This window comes from Microcoleus sp. B5-D4, assembly GCF_036705145.1.
Taxonomy (GTDB): Bacteria; Cyanobacteriota; Cyanobacteriia; order Cyanobacteriales; family Microcoleaceae; genus Microcoleus.
Window position 1 is genome coordinate 1 of sequence record NZ_JAUBTV010000004.1, and the last position, 19,860, is coordinate 19,860.

Sequence of the window (19,860 nt, forward strand, 5' to 3'; positions counted from 1 at the left end):
CTCATTATTATCTCCGATGATTCACTTTTACTTCCTCAATCCGCGTATGTGCCAGTTGGGGGTGCGGAATGTGGGTTCAAAGCCAGGAAAGCGTCAAAGGATCTATCCACCTTTAAAAACTGGGAAAAACGGCAAAAAGCCCCCTTTTTTAGGGAGCTTAGCAACTTTCGTTATTGCTCAAAACAGCAATCCTACTGCGCCTTTAGCCATTACTTTTGAGGGGTTGCTACACCAACTTTGGGAATATCCATGATCGGTGCATTCACCCCAAGCATCAAATCGTTGGGATTAACCATCTCCACCAGAGGCTCGTTTAAAGCCATAATCAAACCGTCAGATTCAGCAGGAACAGGCGATCGAGCAAACTGAGGAGCAAACAATTGGCGGCCGCCACCGACACCAGACACCACCGCAACCAACAAAGCTGCGATCGCACTTCCACCCAAAATCCAAGTCCGTTTCGGCTTGCGTTCCACCCGTTGCAAAACCTTCGTCGCCAACTCCTCGGCAGATTGTTCCGCAGCAGGCACCGGCATTGCCTGAAAACTCTGCTGCATCATCAGCAGTCGCGAGTACAAACGCTTCGTAGTGGGGTCATTTGTCAGCCACTCCTCAACTTGCCGGCGTTCTGTCGCCGTCACTTCACCGTCGAGGTAGGCACTTAGCAATTCAAAGCGATCGCGCATCATAGTAGTTACATTGCCCTGGGCATAATTGTTGTTAGCTTGAGCTTCAGCGAGTGAATCCCCGACGCCTTGCTGATTCTGATTTTTATCGGATTCAAAGTTACCATTCATAATTTCAGACTTGCTCTAATTGGGGAATCACGCACTCGCTATTAGAATGATTTACTGCTTATTTATATTTTAAAATAGAAGTTTTGATGTCACAGCAAACTTCATCAAATCTTCTTAACCCGCCTCTGAAATTACTCTTGCTAATTACCATCAAGATATTTTTGCAATTCCAACTGCAATCTTTGGCGAGCTCTAGCAATTCTAGACTTGACAGTTCCCAGAGAAACTCCGGTCATTTCGGCTATTTCCTCATAGGCTAAACCTTCTATTTCTCTCAAAACAATGGTCGTGCGGAAGACTTCCGGCAAATCTGCGATCGCCACCCGCAACTGGTCGTAAAATTCTCTAGTCGTCAAATCTTCATCAGGCCCCGGACTGTCAGCCGGAATTTCCCAATCAACCTCGCCATCTTCCAGAGTACGAGGTACGTCGAGCGACAGCGGAGTTCGCACCCGCTTGCGCTTCCGCAACTCATCGTAAAACAAATTAGTGGCGATGCGGCTCAGCCAGCCCCGAAATTTAACAGGCTCTTGCAAACGGTTAATATTGCGGTAGACCCGAATCCAGACTTCCTGAGCCAAATCTGCTCGGTCTTGCCAGTCAGGTGCCAAATGATAGAGTACCCTGTCTACGTGGGACTGATACCGCTTCAACAGTTCTGAAAAGGCAGTGCTCTCAGGTCGATTTCCTTCCTGACACCGCAACACCAAGTCATAATTAGAGAGTTTTTCGGCTGGCAATTGCACTCTTTGAACGGTCGCCACAACCGCAGACCAGGACACGGAAATAAAGTCGCTCATCGGTGGAATTGGCTCATCGAACATTCCACACTTTTTGACGTTAGGAGATCGTAACAAGTTCCCCTCTTCAATCTCAAATCTCAAATCTCAAATCTCAAATCTCAAATCTCCCATCGATTGACTAATGCCCGACCACCTCGCACGCTCCAATACTAACCCAACTGCTAGAACCGTCAGCCCAATGTTCCTTTTTCCAAATCGGTACATTGTGTTTGAGCGTATCTATGGCGTACTGGCAAGCTGCAAAGGCTGAGTCCCGGTGGGGACAGCCAACAGCCACCAGTACGCTGATTTCGCCCACCTGCAAGTGTCCGACGCGGTGGTGAATAGCGACCCGATTGACATCGACCCACTGGCGGCGGATTTCAGTAGCAATTTGCTGGAATACTCGCACCGCCATCGGTTCGTAGGCTTGATATTCTAGGGAAACTACAGCTTGACCGTCGGTTTGGTTGCGGACTGTACCGCTCATCATTACCACGGCTCCGTTCGCGGGGTCATCTGCCAAAGCGTATATTTCCTCTACAGACAACGGCGCTAAGGTAATGGCGAAGCTGTCTGATTCATGGCGTTGAGGAATTGTGCCGATCGAAAGTGCAGCGAAGGAGTTCATTGCCAAAGAAGTGGTGCTGGATAAGTTAATTGATCTTGACACAAATCAAGTCGCGATGGATTTGTCTTGCATTCTTGTCGGGGACACTGGGAGGCTAATTTTTAGACCCATCTCGTAGCACGGGCATGGGCCCGACGCCATCGCCCCGAACTTCTGCACCAGTGCGATCGGCTACACTATGACTGGCCCGAAGCAAATTAAGATCGTGCTTGAAGACAAGCCGGATGCTTGTTCGATAGAATTAACTGCCGATATTGCTGTAGCAATTCAATAAATAAGCACCAAAATAAGTAGTGTCATTCGCAACTCAGTACAAGCCATTCCCCACCCCAATCGATAACTTCGTTCCCTTTGTAAGGACACAGTTAAGTTTAATTCTGCCCGGAGTTCTGATCCGCGTCGGCAAAATTGTTAGCAGTCGATGTAAACTTTATTTATTTTTTTGTTCCGGAAAGCTACATCAATGACATGATATACCTGTGCAGGGTTCAGGAACATTAGCCAATACTCGGCAAAAGCAAGACCTTAACGCCCTTTTGTGGCTTTTATGAAACATAAGTTAATAATTTGGGCTGTTAATTGAGGTTTTGACCTGAGTCTGTACCAAGAAAGGTTAACAACAATCACGAGGAAACTATGGAAGCACTAGCATTGAGCCACTCTTTTGTTGCTTATGAATCTCCAGAGTCCGAACTCCAAGTCAAGTCGTTAGACCAACTGGGCTTGAAAATTCCTAATTCTGCATGGATAGGCGTTGCAGGTATGGCAGTAGCCCTATCTGTTCTGAGTGTCGGTGGCGAAGCCCAGGCAGCAGGTTGCTACCGCAAACACTGTGGCCATCGCGCTCATCACAGCCATCACAGCTACGCCAAAGTTGTCACGAATGGCGGCCGACTGAATATCCGCCACCGCCCCAGTAGCTGTTCTGGTGTAATCGGCAAGTTATATTATGGAGACCACGTAAAATTGACCGGTCGTTACAAACACGGCTGGGCCCAACTGAAAGGTGGTGGCTGGGTGTCTGCGTCCTGGCTTTCCTAACTCTTAACTAGAGCAATTTGTTTCTAGAAAGAGTTTTAATCGTTACCCGGTAAGACCGGGTAACGATTATTGTAAAGAGGCGATCGATCTTGAAAATTAGGGAATATCCGAAATTCATGACTAACAACTAACAGCCTAAACTTTACCCCCGCCGATTAGATAAAGTAATGCCATCCGCACCGCCACGCCGCTGGTAACTTGCTGAGAAATCAGGCTAAACTGGGCATCGTCCATCAAATCCGAACTAATTTCCACGCCACGGTTAACCGGGCCAGGGTGCAACACCTTCACATCCGGCTTGCAGAGTTTCAGCCGATCGCGCGTAATCCCGTACAAAGAATGGTACTCTCGTAAACTCGGCAGCAAATGGTCGCTCATCCGTTCCTTTTGCAGCCGCAAAGTCATCACAAAATCAGCATCGGCCAAAGCAGGTTCAAGCTGCCAATGCAAAAATAACTTGCCTTCCCTACCATCGCCACACTCAGCAAACAACAGCGGCAGCAAAGTCGGCGGCCCGGCCAAATGAACCTCTGCCCCAGAAGCCGTTAGACTCCAAATATTAGACCTAGCCACCCGTGAATGCAAGATATCCCCCACCACAGCAATTTTTTTGCCCGCTAAAAGTTCCAGCCGCGGACGTTCGGTATCTAACAGAGCACAGATAGTAAATAAGTCTAGCAAACCTTGCGATGGGTGTTCGTGCTGGCCGTCTCCAGCATTGAGAACGCTGACTCTCGAACCCAAGCGATCCATTTCCGAAGCAATCGTGCTGGGAACTCCAGCTTGTTCGTGCCGGATTACCATCAAATCCGTTCCCATCGCCAGATAAGTCTTAGCCGTATCCAGAATAGTCTCCCCCTTCGTTAGAGAAGAGCTTCCCGGCGTAAAATTTAGCGTATCCGCCGACAGCCGCTTCGCCGCCAACTCAAAACTATTGCGAGTCCGGGTAGAAGGTTCAAAAAACAAATTCGCGACCACTTGACCCTGCAGGGCCGGCACTTTCTTCGTGCGGCGGCCGAGCACCTCCCGAAAACTGGCCGCAGTTTGCAGCACTGTATCGTATTCGTCCGAGGTAAAATCAGCCAGAGTGAGAATGTGTCGCCTTGTCCAAGTCATACAATTTTAGATTTTAGATTTTAGATTTTAGATTGACTCAATCAGGACGGACGATGGGTTTGGAACTTGCTGGTACGCCCGCTGTGCTGTCGCCTTTGAATGTTCGATCGACATTTAGGGGTGGCGATCAACAGTATCCAACAATTTTTGATCGCTTTTGCGGTGAGTAGAGCTATAATCAGTTTATGTAGTTCACATCCCACTCTCACAGCGAACCCAGCGTCGAAGGTGAAACAGGTGTGGTTTACCCGCAGGAAAGCGGAAATTACGCTGTAGCAGCGAAAGCGCAGTAGTTGCAGTTTCTCCTACGCAAACTCAGCCTTTTCGAGAACAAGCCGAGCGCAGCCCTTGCATCTACTACTATGTGGAAACAATTGAGGCGGCAAACCTTCCACTGCCGATCGACAGCATACAGTGCGACATTTCACAGATGATTAATTCTTTGAAGTCGGTCTTGACTATTCAGTCTTGCTTATAGGGCCTTGTCAAAACGAACAGTGTTGAGATACAAGTTTAATATGTAGCTTCCCGACTAAAATCTACACGTATCTTGGCTAGACTGTTCTTGGCGAAACTGCGATAAAGAGTGTGCGCTGGGAAGTGGTAATTACACAAGATTTAAACAATTCAAGAGGTATTATGAGCCAGAAGGTGATACAGCCGATGGTTAAGTTCCAGCGTCAGGTGCATTCTCTCGTCACGTCTGACATTATCAAGCCCACAGACAGTATTTGGAAAATTGCTCTGCTTTACGGCGACGAATGGCCGTACTGGAAACAGCAATTGTTAGAGTTTGATTTTTCTATGCAAGACCCCGTGAGCGAGTTGATAGCTGTAGAAGCTTGGGACGAGGAATAACAGAGGAGACGGAGGACTGGGGTGTCGGAGAGAAATTTCGAGGCGATCGGGTAAATTTTCTTTGATGAATTTTCCGTTGCTAGCTTCTTCCCTCTTCCCTCGGACCTTTGCTCTGTTCCTAATGACTAATGACTAATGACTAATGACTAATGACCAATGACTAATGACTAATGACTAATGACCAATGACTAATGACTTCTGACTTCTATTAAAGGGAAGCTGCTAAAGCTCGAGCTAATTGTTGAGCTGTTTGAAAGCGATCCCCAGGCTTAGCAGCCGTGGTTCGCAAAATGGTCTCTCGCAGCTTGGGGGCGATAGTCGGAATATTATCGAGCTTAAACCCGTAACCTCCAGCTATTTTCCCGTAAAAGTTTTGAGGGCTTTGGGCCGTCAGCAAAAAAATCAAAGTAGGCCCAATAGCATATAAATCCGACTGAGGGAGAGGCTGTCCCCGGTCTTGTTCTGGTGCGGTGTAGCCTTCAACGCCGATGCGAGTGCCCGGAGGAGTGCCGATTTCTTTAACGGCTCCAAAATCCAGCACTGTAATGCGATTGTCCCGGTGCCGCACCAGCAAATTAGCAGGTTTAATATCCCGGTGGACGATCGGGGGTTTTTGAGAGTGAATGTAGTCCAAAACCTCACAGGTTTGGATCATCCACTCTATTGCTTGTTGGGGAGCAACAGGCCCGCGGTTGTAGATGCGTTTTTCTAAATCCTCGCCGTGGAGCATTTCCATCACCAAGTATTTTTTACCCCCTTCCACAAAAAAGTCAAAAAACTGAGGAATTCCCGGATGGTGGAGGGCCTTGAGAGTTTTAGCTTCACGTTCAAACAGTTCTTGAGCTTTGACTATTTGAGCCATGTCAGCATTCATTTCCTTGAGGACTACCAGAGAAGCTGCGGGGGAACTTCCGGGTTTTTGAGCTTTTGCTTTCTCTCGATCCCAGGCTAAAGTCGTTGTCCCCATACCGCCTTGGCCCAAAGTTCTCAGCACTTGGTAGTGTCGGACAGTGCGATCGACTTTAATCGGTTCGCCGCAGTGGATGCAGAATAAATTCCCCGGCGGGTTTCCCGCGTGGGTACACCTCGGTGCCACGAGATTGACGGTGGGGTTCGCCTTAATTTGGCCGCCGAGTTCAATAGTAATCACTTGGAAATGCAGAATTGGGCCGCCCCGCGCCAACTGGATCATGGCACCGTCGGATATCCAACCCTGAGACATGAGAATACCGTTAACCAAAGTGCCATTTGTCCCGGAATTGACTAAGTACCACTGACTGGATTTCCCGCTATTAACTCTTTGCAGTTCCAGATGCTGCCGCGACACTAGAGCATTGGGGAGCACAACGTGATTTTCAGGAGAGCGACCGATGCGAATAATGGATTCGCTCTCGAAACTCCACTGTTGCAGGGGGGTCTGTTTTTCTGGATCTAAAAGAGTCAGCAGCATTTTCGATTGATGTGGTTGAACTCCCTGATTTGGCAGTGAGAGTGGGCGGGAATTTACAGATTTGGGGCGTAGGGCTTTGAAAAATTAGAAATTAAAAATTACTTATGAGCTTCACAGGTTAGTTTCAGGAAAACTTTATAATATCCTGATTATGATTAAAGATTCCATAAACAATTAAGTTATAAATAGTTTTTTGGGAACAATTATCCGTAAAATTTCTGAGGGGTCGATCGCTCCTTAAAACACAGTCGATCGATTTAACACTTGAAACTACAAAAACTAGGTAAACAATCGCTAAACTTTTACGTAAATTTGCTGGAGCAGCAGGTTGTGATTTACCCCCACATCTATAGGTAGCGCGGGCACTTCCTGCCTAGGCCCAAATTGCCCCAAGAGCGATCGAGTATAAAACAGATGTCGCATCAGCCCGCCTGCTGACCGAAAGAATCCAGGATACCCGCCACGTGATTCATCCGTCCAGAAATAAAAAACCTGTATCAGATGAAACTTGCCGAACGTATTTATGCGTGGGGTCAATGCTTCAATTCTTTAATCTAAAATCTAAAATCTAAAATCGATTGACTCACTTCATTGTAGTTGATTTTTTTTCATTAGACTAACTATTTTTGTAAGTGAAAGCTCTTTCAACTATGATGAATTCACTTATTGTCAAGCAACTTTTTCCGGTAGATTACCTGAACAGAGTCTCAAAAATAAAGATACTGATAAATGGTTAGTCCTCCACAGCTTTTAGGAAATTGTATGGGTCTGTAATCAGTTTTTTACAACTCAAACCGAGGCTGTTTTAACACCGGATACCTCTGAACAGAGCGAGCAGTAAAGCCTTGCCAGGAAACGGCAGAAGCTGTTTTTTTTATCTGCAACAATTGCAGGTTTAACCCAGGCAGTCACGGGGGAAAGCGCCACCTTTGGAAAAGTTGGCAGCATCCAAATTCTAAAATCGAAATGCGCCAACCTGCGCCCGAATGATAATTGCCGTGATATTGTCGTGACCGTTGCGTTTGTTGCCCAGTTCAATCAACTGGGCAACTCCCAGGTCGAGATCAGCTTGGGGATTGAACAGGGGTTCGAGAGTGTTCTGCCAGTGAGTTTCCAACAAATCATTATCTGTCAGGCCGTCCGAAGCCAAAATTAATAAGGTATCTTCGCACAAGTCTAAAAACTGCACCTCTGGCTTGAGAAAATTACTGTCTCGCGGGCCGATGGCTTGAGTTAGTTGATAGGCGTCGGGACGGGCATAAGCAGTTTCCGGGTCAACCCCGCGCTTAATTTCGCGCTGCCCTACTTCGTGGTCTGAGGTGATTTTTTCTAGGGTTTGTCCCTTTCTCAGTCGGTAGAGGCGGCTGTCGCCGACGTGGGCAACGGCGAATTGGGTGTCTTGAACTAAGACTGCGACTAGAGTTGTACCCATGCGGGCGCTGCCGGAGCGTCCGTCCTTTTGATTGATTTCAAAGATGGCTTTGTTGGCTAGCAGCACTCCCTCGCGGATGGTATCTGCCGGAGGTAGTTGATTTTCCCAACGGGTTTGAAAGAATTCTCTGAGAGTTTCAGCCGCTAGTTGGCTGGCTACTTCTCCCCTGTCGTGTCCGCCCATGCCGTCGCAGAGAATGTAAAGCCCTTTGGTTTGAAAAATGCGACCGAAGGAGCTTTCGAGTTTGTTGAGCTGAGTCCAGATGCTGAAGAAGTCTTCGTTGTGGTCGCGGGTGCGGCCCACATCGGTGAGGCCTGCGTCTTCTAAGCTGTAAATCTGGAGTGGCATGGGCTGGGTTAAGACCTCGCCAACTTCGGGGGGGGACTCGTCGGGGCTCCGGTAATGCCTGCGCGTCGGGGTTGAGCTGGGTGAAGGTGCGGGTTGGAGTTCGAGAGGAACTGTTTCTAGACGCGATCGCAATTCTTCGATCGTGTTAATCTCGCCTCTGTACATTTGTTGCAGCAGCTCGAGCAATGCGCCAAACTGAGTGCGATGATCGGACTGGCTAAATATCACCTGCCACAATTGCCCCAAATCTACCAGTTGCAGGTTGGAGCCGGCCGGTTCGGGATAGAGGTATTGCAGCCGCAAAGAAGCCAAGGAAAAGGAAGAGTCGGGGTTGACTCGCAAATTTGTCAGTTCCAACAAGCTTTGCCGACAGCGCCAGGGTTCTAGGGCAGCCCATAGTTCTGTCATTTCGTGCAACCAGTATAAAATTTGCTGGGTGGAAGTTTCGGGTTGATTCCAGCGTTCTACCAGCAGTGGCCATTGGGAACAGTCTTCTAGCAGCAGCACTGCCTGTTCGTTGTCTGACCAGCTATCGTGAATTACTGGCAGGTTTTGAGAGAATTGCCACCGGAGTGCCAGATAAGGTTCAGCTATGCCTTGGCAAAGCTCTGCTAAGGCGGAATTGGTTGAATTTTCTCCGCCTTTGATTGCTGCGGTATAGGGGGATGTTCGTCGGGCGACGCTGGCAGAGTTGGCTGCTAGCATGGCTTTGAGGGGTGACATTTCCAGGGGCTGACAGTCCAATACTGTGACTGCTACTGTGTCTGAGCGTTTTCTCGGCGGCACGGTTTCTAGGAGTTGGTAGCGCTGCTGAGTGTCTAAATAAGCTCCTGCTTGCTGGGAAGGGATTAAATATTCTGAATTGGGGATGGGGAATTCTGGAGATTGGGGGGAGATGTCAGCTATGTTTGGGCTGTCGGGGTTCTCGGTTGCTTCCTGGATTTGTTGAGGCTGTGGTGCGGTTGTAAAATGCTGCTGTGATGGGGTTATTTCGCGCTCTGGTGCTGTATTAGAGCTTTTTTCTGTTGTTTGAAAGGATGGTGGTAAGATCGCCCCCACGGCTACCACAGCGTCTATTTCTGGGCTGCTGAATTCGGCGACTTCGGTCAGTGGAGAAGTTGGTTCGACTGCTGTTGGGGGTTCGGCTGGGGTGGTGATTTTTGTTTTAATGGCGTCTGTGATTGGTTCTGCAGAGTTTTGGGGCGATGGGATTTCTGGAACCATCTCTGGTTTTTGGGGAAATTCGGCTGGGGGTATGGTTGACTCGTCTGCCTCGACTGCTGGAAAATTCGATCGACCGCAGATAATGGCCCGCCACACTTGACCTGTTGCGACGCCGCAATTCTGACATAATGCGGCGCTAAAAGCGACTTGGGCACCGCATTCGTGGCAAGGTTTGTAAATTAGGGAATTTCCGCATTGTTGACAAAACTTGTTTGGATTGGGATTTTCAAATTGGCAGCGGGGACACAGAAGCATAGGGGTTTTAAATTGGAGATGGGCGATCGAGTGAAAGCGGTGGGGATTGTTGGGTTTTGGCCTGTGAGTTAGGAGTTATGAGTTTTGGGTCTGACTCGCAACGGATAACTCCCATTGCCCTATGCCTTATTTTATCGGGATGAATTCAGAAGTAAGATATTTCTTAGAACTGAGATGTTGCATCCGTGTCAGGAATAGGCCTCTTAAGCCCTATCCACAAAAATTTCTCTCGCTTCAGGGCCCCAAAAGCCAGCTCCACCGGCGCGAGCGAGTGCGGGCCCGACAATAAAAGTTATCTCATGAGTGGAACGGGCCGGAGAGCCCGTTCTTAACAACGGTGCAATATCTCAGTTAGAACTGATATCTTGCACCATTGTCAGCAACAGGCAAGATGCCTGTTCCACAAAGAGTGAATTTTCTTGTGGAACAGGCCGGAAAGCGCAACAGGCAAGATGCCTGTTCCACAAAGAGTGAATTTTCTTGTGGAACAGGCATCTTGCCTGTTCTTAAGAATGGTGCAATATCTCAGTTAGAAGGGATTTGCTGTAGAATCTTCTTGGAAAATGGTTTCTCGGGCGATCGACACAATGGTGGAAAGGGGTACTTCACAGAAATATTTCCGCCGGAATTGTTCTTCGGAGAGTGCTGCTAGGAATTGCGCTGCAAAACGGGCGGCGATAGGGGAATTTGGCACGGAGGATTGGATGGATTGGCTATCTAATAAGGATTTGGGGATTTGATCGGGCGCGTCTTGCTGCTGTGCGGTTTCGAGTTGTCTGGTGATGTGGAAAGCTCGATCGCGATAATTGATTTTAAAACCGAGATATGTTAGGGTTTTGAACCCTAGTTGCAGGGAGGTGTCGCTGATGCCGAGTTTTTGGCGAAGTTGCTGTCTGGTGACGGGTTTTTTGGTGCGGCTGAGGTATTTGGCGATGCCGATTAGCTGTTGGCAGATTTGCTGTGGGGGTACGAGTGGGGGTAAGGTGTAGGCGATCGCGAGTTTTTTCTGAGTGTGCTGTGCTTGCCGAAACCAGATCCGCAGTTCGTCCCAGCTTGCGGGGCATTCTTTGAGGACGATCGAGTTTTCGCGATCGACCTTTTCGGAATTGTAAACTAGATTGTCGATCGGCATTTGAAATTCTAAGTTTGTGCTAGCGCCTAACAACTCTTCCTCGTTATTTCTATTGCGCCAGTCTACAATCCAATCTATTTGAGTCGGGGAATTTATTTGGTTGTCTTCCGTGCGTTCCCGCACTGCTACGAGACGCACTTCATACCGCGATTTGTAAGTATTAAAATCTAGTTCAACGGTGACATCGCAGCGGCCTTGGGGAACTTCGTTTTGATTGTGTCCCCACCAAATGCCGGGAAATCCCATATCGGTAGATTCATCCCTAATTGTAAATTCGGTTTTAAGATATTCTACTTTTTGCCCTTTCAAATCCTTTATTTTTTGATTCCAGAGATTTTCAAACCAGCAGTTTTCAATCAGCAATTTGGGTGCGGGGTTGCCCATACCGCACGGTTCGAGCAATTTTAGTTCTTGAAATAAGTCTTTGCCTAATTCGGAGACAGTAATTTTTAGGTCTGCTTGAACTGGGGCGGCTGTTAAACTATCTGTACTGTATTGTTGTCGCAGTTGCTGATTTACCGCATCGGTAAATAGGGGGATATTTTCAACGGGGAGACTCAATCCGGCGGCGAAGGGATGACCACCAAATCTGTCCAATAAATGCGCTTGGTCTTTGACTAATTGGTAAAGGTCAATTTGATTGGCAGAACGGGCGGAACCCCTGGCAATTTTGCATGGGGAAAGTGTTTTTGATTCTGGATCTAAGAAAGAGGTAAATTGCGTTTCGGGGGAATTTTCGTTAATTTCTTCGCTTCCTTCTGTGCTGAATAAAATCACGGGGCGGCCGTATTCTTGGGCGATTTGTCCCGCTACTAATCCTAATACTCCTACGGGCCATTGGGGGTCGCTGAGGACGATGACGCTAGTAGTTGAGAGGTCGAGTTTGGCTAATTTGTAGGCGGCATCTTTGGCAACATCTTTTTGTAAAGATTTGCGCCGGGAGTTGGCAATTTCGGTTAAATTTGCTAGTTCTTCGCAGCGTTTTTTGTCGCGGCTGGTGAGGAGTTCTACGCAGAAGCTGGCGTCACCTTGAATGCGGCTGACGGCGTTGATTCGGGGGCCGAGGCCGAAGGAAATGTCGGTTGGGCGATCGCCCGATCTTTTGCACAGTTCGAGCAATTTTGCAACTCCTGGGCGGGTGGGATTTGTGAGTTGTTTTTGCAGTTGTTCGATTCCGAGTTGTGCTAGGTAGCGGCAGTCTCCTGTGAGTTGGACTAAATCGGCAATTAAGCCGATCGCTACTAATTCTAATAAATCTGCGATCGGGCGCTGCGGAATATCCGGTAATGTGTGATATAATGCTTCAATTAATTTGTAAGCTACTCCCACTCCTGAAAGGTTAAATAGTTGGTGGTTTGGGGGAAAGTAGCGGGGATTGATAATGGCTGTAGCTGGCGGGCGATCGTCTGGTAATGTATGATGGTCGGTGATAATTGTATCGATGTTTAAGCTGGTGGCGTATTCGATTTCGGCGATGTTTGTACTGCCAGTATCGCAGGTAATAATTAAGCTAATTCCCGATTTTGCTAAGGCGTCTATTCCTGTGATATTGAGTCCGTGAGATTCGGTTAAGCGGTTGGGAATGTAATAAATTAGTTGGTCATTTTGAGTAAAAAATTCTCCCAGTCCATCCCACAAAACGGAGGTTGAGGTAATGCCGTCGGCGTCGAAGTCTCCCCAAATTGCGACTTTTTCTGCGCTGTTTCGTGCTTGCTGGATTCTTTCTATCGCCCAGTTCATTTCTAGTCCGAATTCAAAGGGACTTGCTGGTTGGTAAAGTTGGGGATTCAAGAAACCGGGTATTTGTTCGGGGTTGTGAATTCCTCTATACCAGAGAAGTGCAGCGGCATAGTTTCCGGGGAGTTCTGGTGCATGGTTTCTGACAGCTTGGATCAGCCAAGCTGGGGGCTGGGATAGGGGTTGAGTTGGCAAATTTTGAAGTATTTCTGTCATAAGTTATTTCATTAATTCCTGTAGGGGCGGGTTCACCAACAATCTTTCATTCACATCCACAATATCTATAAACCCGCCCCCACCGGGCGACTAATAGTTGCATAGTACAAGATTTGAATTAAATAAATATTTCATCGATTATAGCAAGATTTGGCAGCCAATCTGTAGGAGTTTCTGCGAGAAGATCGGGTGAGGTAATTTTTGTGTCTGTTGTGCGGTTGCAGCGAGTGGCAAATTGACAGGAATCGCAAAGATTGGAACTAATTTCTACTTGGGGTAAGAATTCGCCGCCTTCGGTATAGCGCTGTCGCCAGTCGGTTAGCTGCTGCAATAGGTGGGTTAAATCTTGTTTTGTGCGATCGTGTTCTGTTTGGTTGTAATCAAATGTGAGTTTTTGCGGCGGTTCTTCTCCTTGCAATTGTACGAACCAGTATGTCATGGAAACTTGTTCGGGGGAATAGTCGCTGGTTTCTACTAACACGTATAAATAGAGGCGAGTTTGCCAACTTTCGGCTATCCATTTTGATTTTTGAGGGCGGGGATAGGTTTTCCAGTCGAGAATTTTGGCGGCGTTTGGTTCTGCTATTAGCAAGTCATAGATAACGGTGAATAGGTAGTCTTGGAAAATTAGGGTGCGGGGGTGTTCGGCTTGGCGGAAAACTCGCTCGCTATTTTCTGAATTGGCGAAAAGTTCGGGTGCGGTGTTGATAAATGCTGCCACACAGCGTCCCAGTTCGGGGTCTTGTTGGATGATGAATTCAATGGGAAGTCCGAGTTCTCGCTGCTGCATTAATAGGTGAAAGTGGCTTCCCCATGTGAGTTTTTCTTTGTGTTCTGGGGATGCGGTGGTGGCTAGGAGTTCGAGGTAGCTGTGTTGGAATTTGCGGGGGCATTCTTTGAGGATTTTGAGTTGGGTTTGGGAGAGTCGGAGCATTTTTTTAGGATTTTATCTTTTATATTTTTTATGCTGGTAAGCGAGGCGATTAATCTTTTTTTGGACCGCAGATTGAGGCAGATGACGCAGATGCACGCAGATAATTTTGATCGCATTTTTGGAGGAGAGTGCGATCGCCCTTGTCTTTCCCAAGTGCGATCGCTTATCCTTCACCCCAAGCACTTAAAAACTCGACTTGATTGTACATTTCCTCTGCAGATTTACTAGCTATAATTTTTAGCAAGCGACGCAATTGTTCCCCAACTGAATAATTCTGCTGTCCCAAAATTATCCCCATATGTTCTTCCCCTTGCGTGCTAAAATTAGTATGCAATCGATAAAAATCCCTAGTATTAAAGCTATATGTTACTCGATGATTTTCATGAGCCCAATACAAAAATTCTTCATCGCTGCGAGACAGCATTCCTATTTCTGCAACAGAAATAACATCAACACTCCGCAGGCGTAGAGCATCAAGCAGAGCCGAATTCATCGCATCTTCGTCTAGCAGCAGTAGAATAAGGCTCATGAATTTGTCTGGAGGTTTTTGTAGTGTAACTCTGCTAACTTCTCGTAAGCTTCTTGTTCCTCAGCTAAATCTGTATCAATCTCTTCTCGATTAGCATGATAATACGTTAAAGCTGCATAAACTTGTGCGATCGATAAGTGAGTCATCAGCCTAGCAATTTCTTCCGCACTGTTACCCTGCTTGTACAAAACGGCGATGCGGCGGACAGAAGTACCAGTTTCAGCAATAATCGGACGGCCGCCTCGAAGGTTGGGATCGCGGATAATTAAAGTCCCGATGTCTACTACAGTTGTTGTCATACATTTTCTCAAGTCACTTAACTTGATTATATAGATTTCTTCTAAAAATGTGTAACTGTTTATGCCCATGATGGTTCTCTTTAAGCGATAATTGCGTAAAGAATTGAGAAAAATTAAGAGCCATTCCCTACGGGATAGCTACGCTCGCGCGTGCTTTTCGCCAACCTCTCTACAAATTCCCAATTTGTTGAGCAAACCACATCGCCGCCGTCCCATTTCCCTCACCCAAAAGTTTCAAAGTCTCCGATAGTAAAGCAATTGGCAATCCCTCAAGCGCACCGGAAATTTCGCATTGCTGATATTTCCCGTTTTCCTGCAAGCGAAATGCCAAAACTCTCTCGCCCTTAATATCTACTACCCAATACTCAGGAATTCCCAAAGCAGCATACAACTGCTTTTTTTCATCTAAATCGCTGGCCAAAGTCGTATCGGAAGTTTCTATCACTAAATCGGGAATTCGCGATTTATTTAGATTAAGTCGGCGCGGTTCCCCTTTTTGCCACTGGATGAACTCTCCGCCGACATATAAAATGCGATCGGGCGCACCTCCTCCCACCTTTGGCTTCTCAATTACACATCCACCCAAATCATCGAAAGCTTGTCCTCCTTTGCTGACAAACCAGGCGTAAAATACCAGCGTCAAGAGGTTGTTAAATCTGGCGTGCTGAGGCCCTTCATTACCCATATCTATCCAAAGATATCCTTCGTAAAAAAATATTCTGGCTTCCTCCAAAGATGGATCTTCGCAGGCTGCTACATAATCTTCCCATGTCGCGGCTTGCCATTGAGGAATTTCACCCACTTGAGGCAAGATGAATTTTACAGTTGTAGAAGTCATGATTGAAAAGCAAATTGAGGATATTTTTATCCTAACTTAAGTCGCTATTTATAGCCGAAGGAAGAAGGAAGGCACTACACGGATGAGGACACGGATACACGGATGAATTATCGAGTCTGAGTCATTCTTAAAAAGGAAGAAGGAAAATACAAGAAAGATCGACTTGCAGTCAGACGAAGGGGGCGGGCACGGGGGCACCGCCCCTACAAATGACGATCGCAATCCTTGTGCTTATCGAATTGCTGTGGGCGCCGCAATTGGTACTTCTAAGTCGGGTTGCAAGTCAAAGACTACGACAAGTGTTGCTTGAGGCATCAGTTGACGCAGACACAGCAAGTGTCCGTCAGCATCCGATCGACTGCGAAATCGCCCCACAATCGCCCGCTGCATACTGGGCATGAGTTTGGCGATCGCCCAAGGGTAAAGGCGTTTTTGGTACGCGATCGCCCCAGGATTCGCTGCCAATCCCTGTTGATAACCGTTTTGTGGCATGATGGTTTAGTATCCTCTATGGACTACAGGAAAGGGCGTTAGTAAGTCTCTTGCCGGAAATCGACTAACGCCTCTACTACTATGATTAAACACCAAATCGGTCATATCCGTCAACTATTGACGGTAAAACTTAACGTTTTGTCCATCAAAAGGTTCGGTCAGCTATGGATCTGAGAGCCTTAAGAGAACGTGCAGGGCTGAAAATTATAGACGTAGCACATATACTAGAATGTGCGGAATCTTCAATTCGCAACTGGGAAAAGGGTCGAACATTGCCAAAAATGGAAGTTTGGCAAGTATTCCGAATGCGGGACTTGTATCGATGTACCGAAGCGGAGTTAGTGCTAGCTGTCAAAAAGTCAATGCCGATGGAAAAGAAAGAACAGACAAAACTGACGGAGTAACAATAAATTGCTTTTTATGTTATTTCCCAACCTATGCTAAATTCAAATTCTTAAATAACTCGCCGTCGGACTCAGCGGCAACAGCACGAGTGTTTGTTTCTGCAAATCTAATTCAATTCCTAATGCTTCTAAGGGAATGACGCCCAATAACGGATCGGCTCCTGCGGGCAGTTCTATGCACTCAAAAGTCGCGTCTCTTCCCATTAATGAAATTTTTGCATCTTCAAAAATGCGCGCCGTACCGATGCCTGTTGCCGTTGCGACAGGCACTGTTCTGAGGAGTTTTAAACCGAGTTGGGCGATCGCATCCTGCGGCAAGCATAAAGTAGTCGCCCCAGTATCTACCAGCACATTTTTGATTGTAATAGAACGTACTCGCTCAGCAGGAATCGCGCCATCTTCAAGGCGAATTTGATCGGCATGATTCGTGATTGTCAGCGTTGTGGTAATTTTGCCCATTGTTTCTTTGATTGTTGATGTCATAATTCTATCCCTCTCGGTATCATTTTAGACGGATTGCAACTTTTGAGTTAAGGGGCGATCGCACTTAATCACACATCACAAAATCACTCTTTTGTCAAGACAAAAACACTGTCTTTATTCCCCCGTCCAATCCGCAAATCTTTATCCAAATAAGTGATATCAAGCCATCCCTGCTGTTCGCGAGTATCCAGCCCAAAATCTACAGCAGCGAACTTTTTCCCCGACTCAATCTCATCGATAAACTTCCCCGGAAATTCATAGCCAATCAACCTGCTTAAACCGAAAATTGACCGCTCAAACTTGACCTGCACTCGCCGTTCGGAAGTTGGCTCAAATCTCGCCGCCACACTGACAATTCCTTCCAAATAAGGCAAGCCGTAAAGTTCGCCAATGTTGTAAATTTTAGATTCTTTGACGCGGATAGATTGATAAATTTGACCCAATTTTACCAAGGGAAAACTGTCGAGATTCAGCAGTTCGCGGCTGGTGGTATACAATAACCGCCAATCACCATTTAAAAGCTCTCCGGCTTCGACAGGGCGTGATGTGGGGTTGTAATCTTCCAATTGGGCGATCGCGCTTAAAATCGCTTGTTTGTCGGTGGGAGTAGCCAGCAAACCTCGATTCTTACCAGCAATTATCTCTAATAGTGCAGATTTTCTAAGCATGATTTTTTAAGAAGGAAGGCACGACACGGATTTTGACACGAATACACGGATTAATTATCGAAGGTGAGGCAAAAGTCAGACCGCTCTTTTCTTCTGTCTCAAGCGAGAGGGAGGAAATTTTGTGTAGTAGCGATTTTAATCGCCGAGTCCGCAGAGTATTAACAACTAATAACTAAGATACCAAATTTCACCAGATAGAGCAGAGTCCGATATAGGTCGGCTAATTCTTGCTCGTTTTTAACGTAGCGTCGGATAAGTTCCCCCACGCCGATCGCACCTTCCTGCTTAATTGTGTCCAATATCTCCATCTGAATGCTAACAGATCTTCTCCTATCCTCACCAAAACTGGTAAACCTAATTGTCTGTACCTGCTTTAAAAGTTCTGGTGTGGCGATCGCACCCAGACTCAGCATCATCTCATTGCTTAAACTTCTAGTCGCATAATTAGCCAATACCCGAAACGGATCGTCGCCTAGGGGATAAGGTGGCTTCCCAGGTTTTAAAGGTGCTGACTCCGGTGCCCCCTGGCGAATTTCTGCTAATTCCCGCCACAATTGTTCGTAAGCAGCAATTACTACTTTCCAATCATAAATTTCCCTCGCCCTTTGTCTGGCATTTTCCCCCATCCGCTTTCTCAATTCGGGGTTTTCAATTAATTCACACAACGCCAGGGTGCAAGCATCAATGTCTACTGCTGTCGCGAGGGAAGTGTGACCCATGTAAGTCGGCCAATTTAAGCTGTCGTCAAGATAATTTAGGGCTAAATCTAAACAAGATTCGGGGGGCGGGATGAGTGTGGGAATGCGGAAGCCGTCTATTTCGTGGCGTACAGATTCTTTGTATCCGTTCCAATCGGAGACTATGGCCGGCAGTCCGTTCGCCATAGCTTCTATGGGTGTCAGTCCAAAGGATTCTTGAATGTTGTCGGACAGCGAAATGAAAATGTCGGCGGCCGACCAAATATTTATTCTAATTTCCGGCTGTCTCCCATCTAAAAAAATAGCATTCACCGAGGGACAAAATATTTGTGCGCTATTTTTAAAGTCGGGTTCTTCTCTCGGATCTTCGATCCAACCGGCTTGAATTAAGTGGATTTTGGCTTTTGTCTGTTGTGCGGCCCGTTCTAGGGAGATGTACATGGGTACCGGATGAGCTTTTGCAGAAAAAGTCAATCGACCGACAAATAACACAACAATATCTTCGGGAGAAATGCCGAGTTTTTCTCGCAGTTGGCGGCGACTATTAACTGCTTCCACACCCTGCGGAAACGCGCTGCAATCCACTCCTAGGGGAATAACGGGGAATTTGACCAAAATTTCCGGTTTACCGCCGTTACGCTGGGCTAAATATTCAGACCACTCCCTCATCACTCCTTCTACTGCAGTTTTCACGGCTGCAGAGGTGCAGATCAGGGCATCCCAAGGCTGCATGGGTGCGGTGATCAAATCGCCGATCGCCTCCATGATGTATTTTGTACCGATCGTGTGAGTAACGCCGCAAACGCTGTACGCCCGCTGATCGACAAATCTGCGCGCCCAAACCATCTGCGACAGAACCGGATCGGGTCGGTAAATTGTGCCCGGTTGAGATAGCAAATCCGGTCGTTCCATCGGAATCCAGCGCACTTTCCGAGGTTTTTGCAGCCAAGGTTGGATGTGCGAACAAAACTCCTTAAAGGTTGTTGCGCTATCGGCGCAACAATAGAGAGAGTCAGCGGTTCCGTGTTGGACTAAGCTTTTGAGAAACCCTTCTCCGGCTGAATGACGCCCCAGAAGTTTTTTGCCTCCGGTGTGGTAGCCCTCTTTGTTGTATAAAACCGCTGCCGTTGTATCCATTCTGAGATTTATTGCTTGAGAGTTGACTGAAGAAGCCAGAGGGCATTCGAGCTCAGGCTTTGATGAAAAACCAGGAGACTGTTGTGAATCAAACCCTTGCCGTTAGCGAAGCTTGCACAATACGATCGCCGCTTGTCCCGCGATATCTTAAAGACGATCGTCTTAGATTACAATGCTTACGGCTAAAGAAGGATTGGCAAGAGCGGATTTTAGTGTTATTCTGAGGCCGATGCTTGGGGGCGATCGCCTTTTCGGTCTCCCATCTTATCCGATCCGGAACCAAACAGTGCCTGTGGTATAATGCTTTAGCCTTGCTAAATGCCCGATTTGCAAGTGCTTGATCAAAGGAGCAGTTCGTC

General features: G+C 47.2%; 21 protein-coding genes. 5 read left to right on the plus strand and 16 right to left on the minus strand.

The features are described 5' to 3' along the window. The coding region (locus QUB10_RS02860; RefSeq protein ID WP_333199382.1) for a hypothetical protein at positions 1-219 on the plus strand (219 nt) is incomplete at its 5' end. On the opposite strand, the gene QUB10_RS02865 is transcribed toward QUB10_RS02860, so the two are convergent. The 3 genes from QUB10_RS02865 to QUB10_RS02875 all read right to left on the minus strand — a co-directional run bounded on the left by QUB10_RS02865 (position 210) and on the right by QUB10_RS02875 (position 2,210). Then, positions 210-797, minus strand: coding sequence for a zf-HC2 domain-containing protein (locus QUB10_RS02865; protein WP_333199384.1), 588 nt, complete (start codon positions 795-797; stop codon positions 210-212). The genes QUB10_RS02860 and QUB10_RS02865 overlap by 10 nt on opposite strands. A 140-nt stretch (positions 798-937) precedes the next feature. Further along, complete coding sequence (locus QUB10_RS02870; protein ID WP_333127308.1) at positions 938-1,597, minus strand: sigma-70 family RNA polymerase sigma factor; 660 nt, start codon at positions 1,595-1,597, stop codon at positions 938-940. Between the two features lie 121 nt (positions 1,598-1,718). After that, positions 1,719-2,210: a molybdenum cofactor biosynthesis protein MoaE gene (locus QUB10_RS02875; protein WP_333199386.1), complete on the minus strand. Its 492-nt coding sequence runs from the start codon at positions 2,208-2,210 to the stop codon at positions 1,719-1,721. Positions 2,211-2,846: 636 nt separating this feature from the next. On the opposite strand from QUB10_RS02875, the gene QUB10_RS02880 reads away from it, so the two are divergent. After that, positions 2,847-3,251, plus strand: a complete 405-nt coding sequence (locus tag QUB10_RS02880; RefSeq protein ID WP_333199388.1) for an SH3 domain-containing protein — start codon at positions 2,847-2,849, stop codon at positions 3,249-3,251. A 135-nt stretch (positions 3,252-3,386) separates the two neighbouring features. On the opposite strand, the gene QUB10_RS02885 is transcribed toward QUB10_RS02880, so the two are convergent. Beyond that, positions 3,387-4,367 (minus strand): aspartate carbamoyltransferase catalytic subunit, encoded by a 981-nt coding sequence (locus QUB10_RS02885; protein ID WP_333037021.1) that lies wholly within the window; start codon positions 4,365-4,367, stop codon positions 3,387-3,389. 32 nt (positions 4,368-4,399) lie between these two features. Between QUB10_RS02885 and QUB10_RS02890 the strand changes: the two genes are divergently transcribed. Continuing rightward, positions 4,400-4,537, plus strand: coding sequence for a hypothetical protein (locus tag QUB10_RS02890; RefSeq protein WP_333199390.1), 138 nt, complete (start codon positions 4,400-4,402; stop codon positions 4,535-4,537). Between the two features lie 469 nt (positions 4,538-5,006). After that, positions 5,007-5,225 (plus strand): DUF4327 family protein, encoded by a 219-nt coding sequence (locus QUB10_RS02895; protein ID WP_193973492.1) that lies wholly within the window; start codon positions 5,007-5,009, stop codon positions 5,223-5,225. A gap of 208 nt (positions 5,226-5,433) precedes the next feature. On the opposite strand, the gene QUB10_RS02900 is transcribed toward QUB10_RS02895, so the two are convergent. From QUB10_RS02900 to QUB10_RS02940, 9 genes are all read right to left on the minus strand, one after another. After that, complete coding sequence (locus QUB10_RS02900; RefSeq protein WP_333199393.1) at positions 5,434-6,675, minus strand: protein kinase domain-containing protein; 1,242 nt, start codon at positions 6,673-6,675, stop codon at positions 5,434-5,436. A 955-nt stretch (positions 6,676-7,630) separates the two neighbouring features. Beyond that, positions 7,631-9,934 (minus strand): serine/threonine phosphatase, encoded by a 2,304-nt coding sequence (locus QUB10_RS02905; RefSeq protein WP_333199395.1) that lies wholly within the window; start codon positions 9,932-9,934, stop codon positions 7,631-7,633. A gap of 351 nt (positions 9,935-10,285) precedes the next feature. Next, the gene (locus QUB10_RS02910) at positions 10,286-10,429 is read right to left on the minus strand and encodes a hypothetical protein (RefSeq protein ID WP_333199397.1); all 144 of its coding nucleotides are present in this window, start codon (positions 10,427-10,429) and stop codon (positions 10,286-10,288) included. 34 nt (positions 10,430-10,463) lie between these two features. After that, entirely contained in the window at positions 10,464-13,019 is a 2,556-nt protein-coding gene (locus tag QUB10_RS02915; RefSeq protein ID WP_333199399.1) for a DHH family phosphoesterase, read from the minus strand. Positions 13,020-13,137: 118 nt separating this feature from the next. Further along, the gene (locus QUB10_RS02920) at positions 13,138-13,953 is read right to left on the minus strand and encodes a PD-(D/E)XK nuclease family protein (RefSeq protein ID WP_333199401.1); all 816 of its coding nucleotides are present in this window, start codon (positions 13,951-13,953) and stop codon (positions 13,138-13,140) included. A gap of 163 nt (positions 13,954-14,116) precedes the next feature. Next, entirely contained in the window at positions 14,117-14,482 is a 366-nt protein-coding gene (locus QUB10_RS02925) for a DUF5615 family PIN-like protein (protein WP_333199403.1), read from the minus strand. After that, a complete protein-coding gene (locus QUB10_RS02930) occupies positions 14,479-14,781 on the minus strand; it encodes a DUF433 domain-containing protein (protein WP_333199406.1) in 303 nt (100 codons plus the stop codon). Before QUB10_RS02930 ends, QUB10_RS02925 begins: the two co-directional genes overlap by 4 nt. Positions 14,782-14,950: 169 nt before the next feature. Further along, on the minus strand, positions 14,951-15,619 hold the full coding sequence (locus QUB10_RS02935) for a Uma2 family endonuclease (protein WP_333199407.1): 669 nt from the start codon (positions 15,617-15,619) through the stop codon (positions 14,951-14,953). A 231-nt stretch (positions 15,620-15,850) separates the two neighbouring features. After that, entirely contained in the window at positions 15,851-16,111 is a 261-nt protein-coding gene (locus tag QUB10_RS02940; RefSeq protein ID WP_333199409.1) for a hypothetical protein, read from the minus strand. 164 nt (positions 16,112-16,275) lie between these two features. Between QUB10_RS02940 and QUB10_RS02945 the strand changes: the two genes are divergently transcribed. Then, positions 16,276-16,515, plus strand: a complete 240-nt coding sequence (locus tag QUB10_RS02945; RefSeq protein ID WP_333105633.1) for a helix-turn-helix transcriptional regulator — start codon at positions 16,276-16,278, stop codon at positions 16,513-16,515. Between the two features lie 42 nt (positions 16,516-16,557). Here the strand turns inward: QUB10_RS02945 and QUB10_RS02950 are convergent, their stop codons facing one another. The 3 genes from QUB10_RS02950 to QUB10_RS02960 form a co-directional block, all read right to left on the minus strand. Next, entirely contained in the window at positions 16,558-16,998 is a 441-nt protein-coding gene (locus QUB10_RS02950) for a retroviral-like aspartic protease family protein (protein WP_333199411.1), read from the minus strand. 83 nt (positions 16,999-17,081) lie between these two features. Further along, the gene (locus QUB10_RS02955; RefSeq protein WP_333199413.1) at positions 17,082-17,666 is read right to left on the minus strand and encodes a PAP/fibrillin family protein; all 585 of its coding nucleotides are present in this window, start codon (positions 17,664-17,666) and stop codon (positions 17,082-17,084) included. A 158-nt stretch (positions 17,667-17,824) separates the two neighbouring features. After that, positions 17,825-19,501 carry a glycosyltransferase family 4 protein gene (locus QUB10_RS02960; RefSeq protein ID WP_333199415.1) on the minus strand — a complete coding sequence of 559 codons (1,677 nt, stop codon included), beginning with the start codon at positions 19,499-19,501 and terminating at the stop codon, positions 17,825-17,827. Positions 19,502-19,860: the final 359 nt, after the last annotated feature.

Coding starts and splice junctions, on each gene's coding strand:
- QUB10_RS02865 (WP_333199384.1), bottom strand. CDS start 797: ATGAATGGTAACTTTGAATCCGATAAAAATCAGAATCAGCAAGGCGTC.
- QUB10_RS02870 (WP_333127308.1), bottom strand. CDS start 1,597: ATGAGCGACTTTATTTCCGTGTCCTGGTCTGCGGTTGTGGCGACCGTT.
- QUB10_RS02875 (WP_333199386.1), bottom strand. CDS start 2,210: ATGAACTCCTTCGCTGCACTTTCGATCGGCACAATTCCTCAACGCCAT.
- QUB10_RS02880 (WP_333199388.1), top strand. CDS start 2,847: ATGGAAGCACTAGCATTGAGCCACTCTTTTGTTGCTTATGAATCTCCA.
- QUB10_RS02885 (WP_333037021.1), bottom strand. CDS start 4,367: ATGACTTGGACAAGGCGACACATTCTCACTCTGGCTGATTTTACCTCG.
- QUB10_RS02895 (WP_193973492.1), top strand. CDS start 5,007: ATGAGCCAGAAGGTGATACAGCCGATGGTTAAGTTCCAGCGTCAGGTG.
- QUB10_RS02900 (WP_333199393.1), bottom strand. CDS start 6,675: ATGCTGCTGACTCTTTTAGATCCAGAAAAACAGACCCCCCTGCAACAG.
- QUB10_RS02905 (WP_333199395.1), bottom strand. CDS start 9,934: ATGCTTCTGTGTCCCCGCTGCCAATTTGAAAATCCCAATCCAAACAAG.
- QUB10_RS02910 (WP_333199397.1), bottom strand. CDS start 10,429: ATGCCTGTTCCACAAGAAAATTCACTCTTTGTGGAACAGGCATCTTGC.
- QUB10_RS02915 (WP_333199399.1), bottom strand. CDS start 13,019: ATGACAGAAATACTTCAAAATTTGCCAACTCAACCCCTATCCCAGCCC.
- QUB10_RS02920 (WP_333199401.1), bottom strand. CDS start 13,953: ATGCTCCGACTCTCCCAAACCCAACTCAAAATCCTCAAAGAATGCCCC.
- QUB10_RS02925 (WP_333199403.1), bottom strand. CDS start 14,482: ATGAGCCTTATTCTACTGCTGCTAGACGAAGATGCGATGAATTCGGCT.
- QUB10_RS02930 (WP_333199406.1), bottom strand. CDS start 14,781: ATGACAACAACTGTAGTAGACATCGGGACTTTAATTATCCGCGATCCC.
- QUB10_RS02935 (WP_333199407.1), bottom strand. CDS start 15,619: ATGACTTCTACAACTGTAAAATTCATCTTGCCTCAAGTGGGTGAAATT.
- QUB10_RS02940 (WP_333199409.1), bottom strand. CDS start 16,111: ATGCCACAAAACGGTTATCAACAGGGATTGGCAGCGAATCCTGGGGCG.
- QUB10_RS02945 (WP_333105633.1), top strand. CDS start 16,276: ATGGATCTGAGAGCCTTAAGAGAACGTGCAGGGCTGAAAATTATAGAC.
- QUB10_RS02950 (WP_333199411.1), bottom strand. CDS start 16,998: ATGACATCAACAATCAAAGAAACAATGGGCAAAATTACCACAACGCTG.
- QUB10_RS02955 (WP_333199413.1), bottom strand. CDS start 17,666: ATGCTTAGAAAATCTGCACTATTAGAGATAATTGCTGGTAAGAATCGA.
- QUB10_RS02960 (WP_333199415.1), bottom strand. CDS start 19,501: ATGGATACAACGGCAGCGGTTTTATACAACAAAGAGGGCTACCACACC.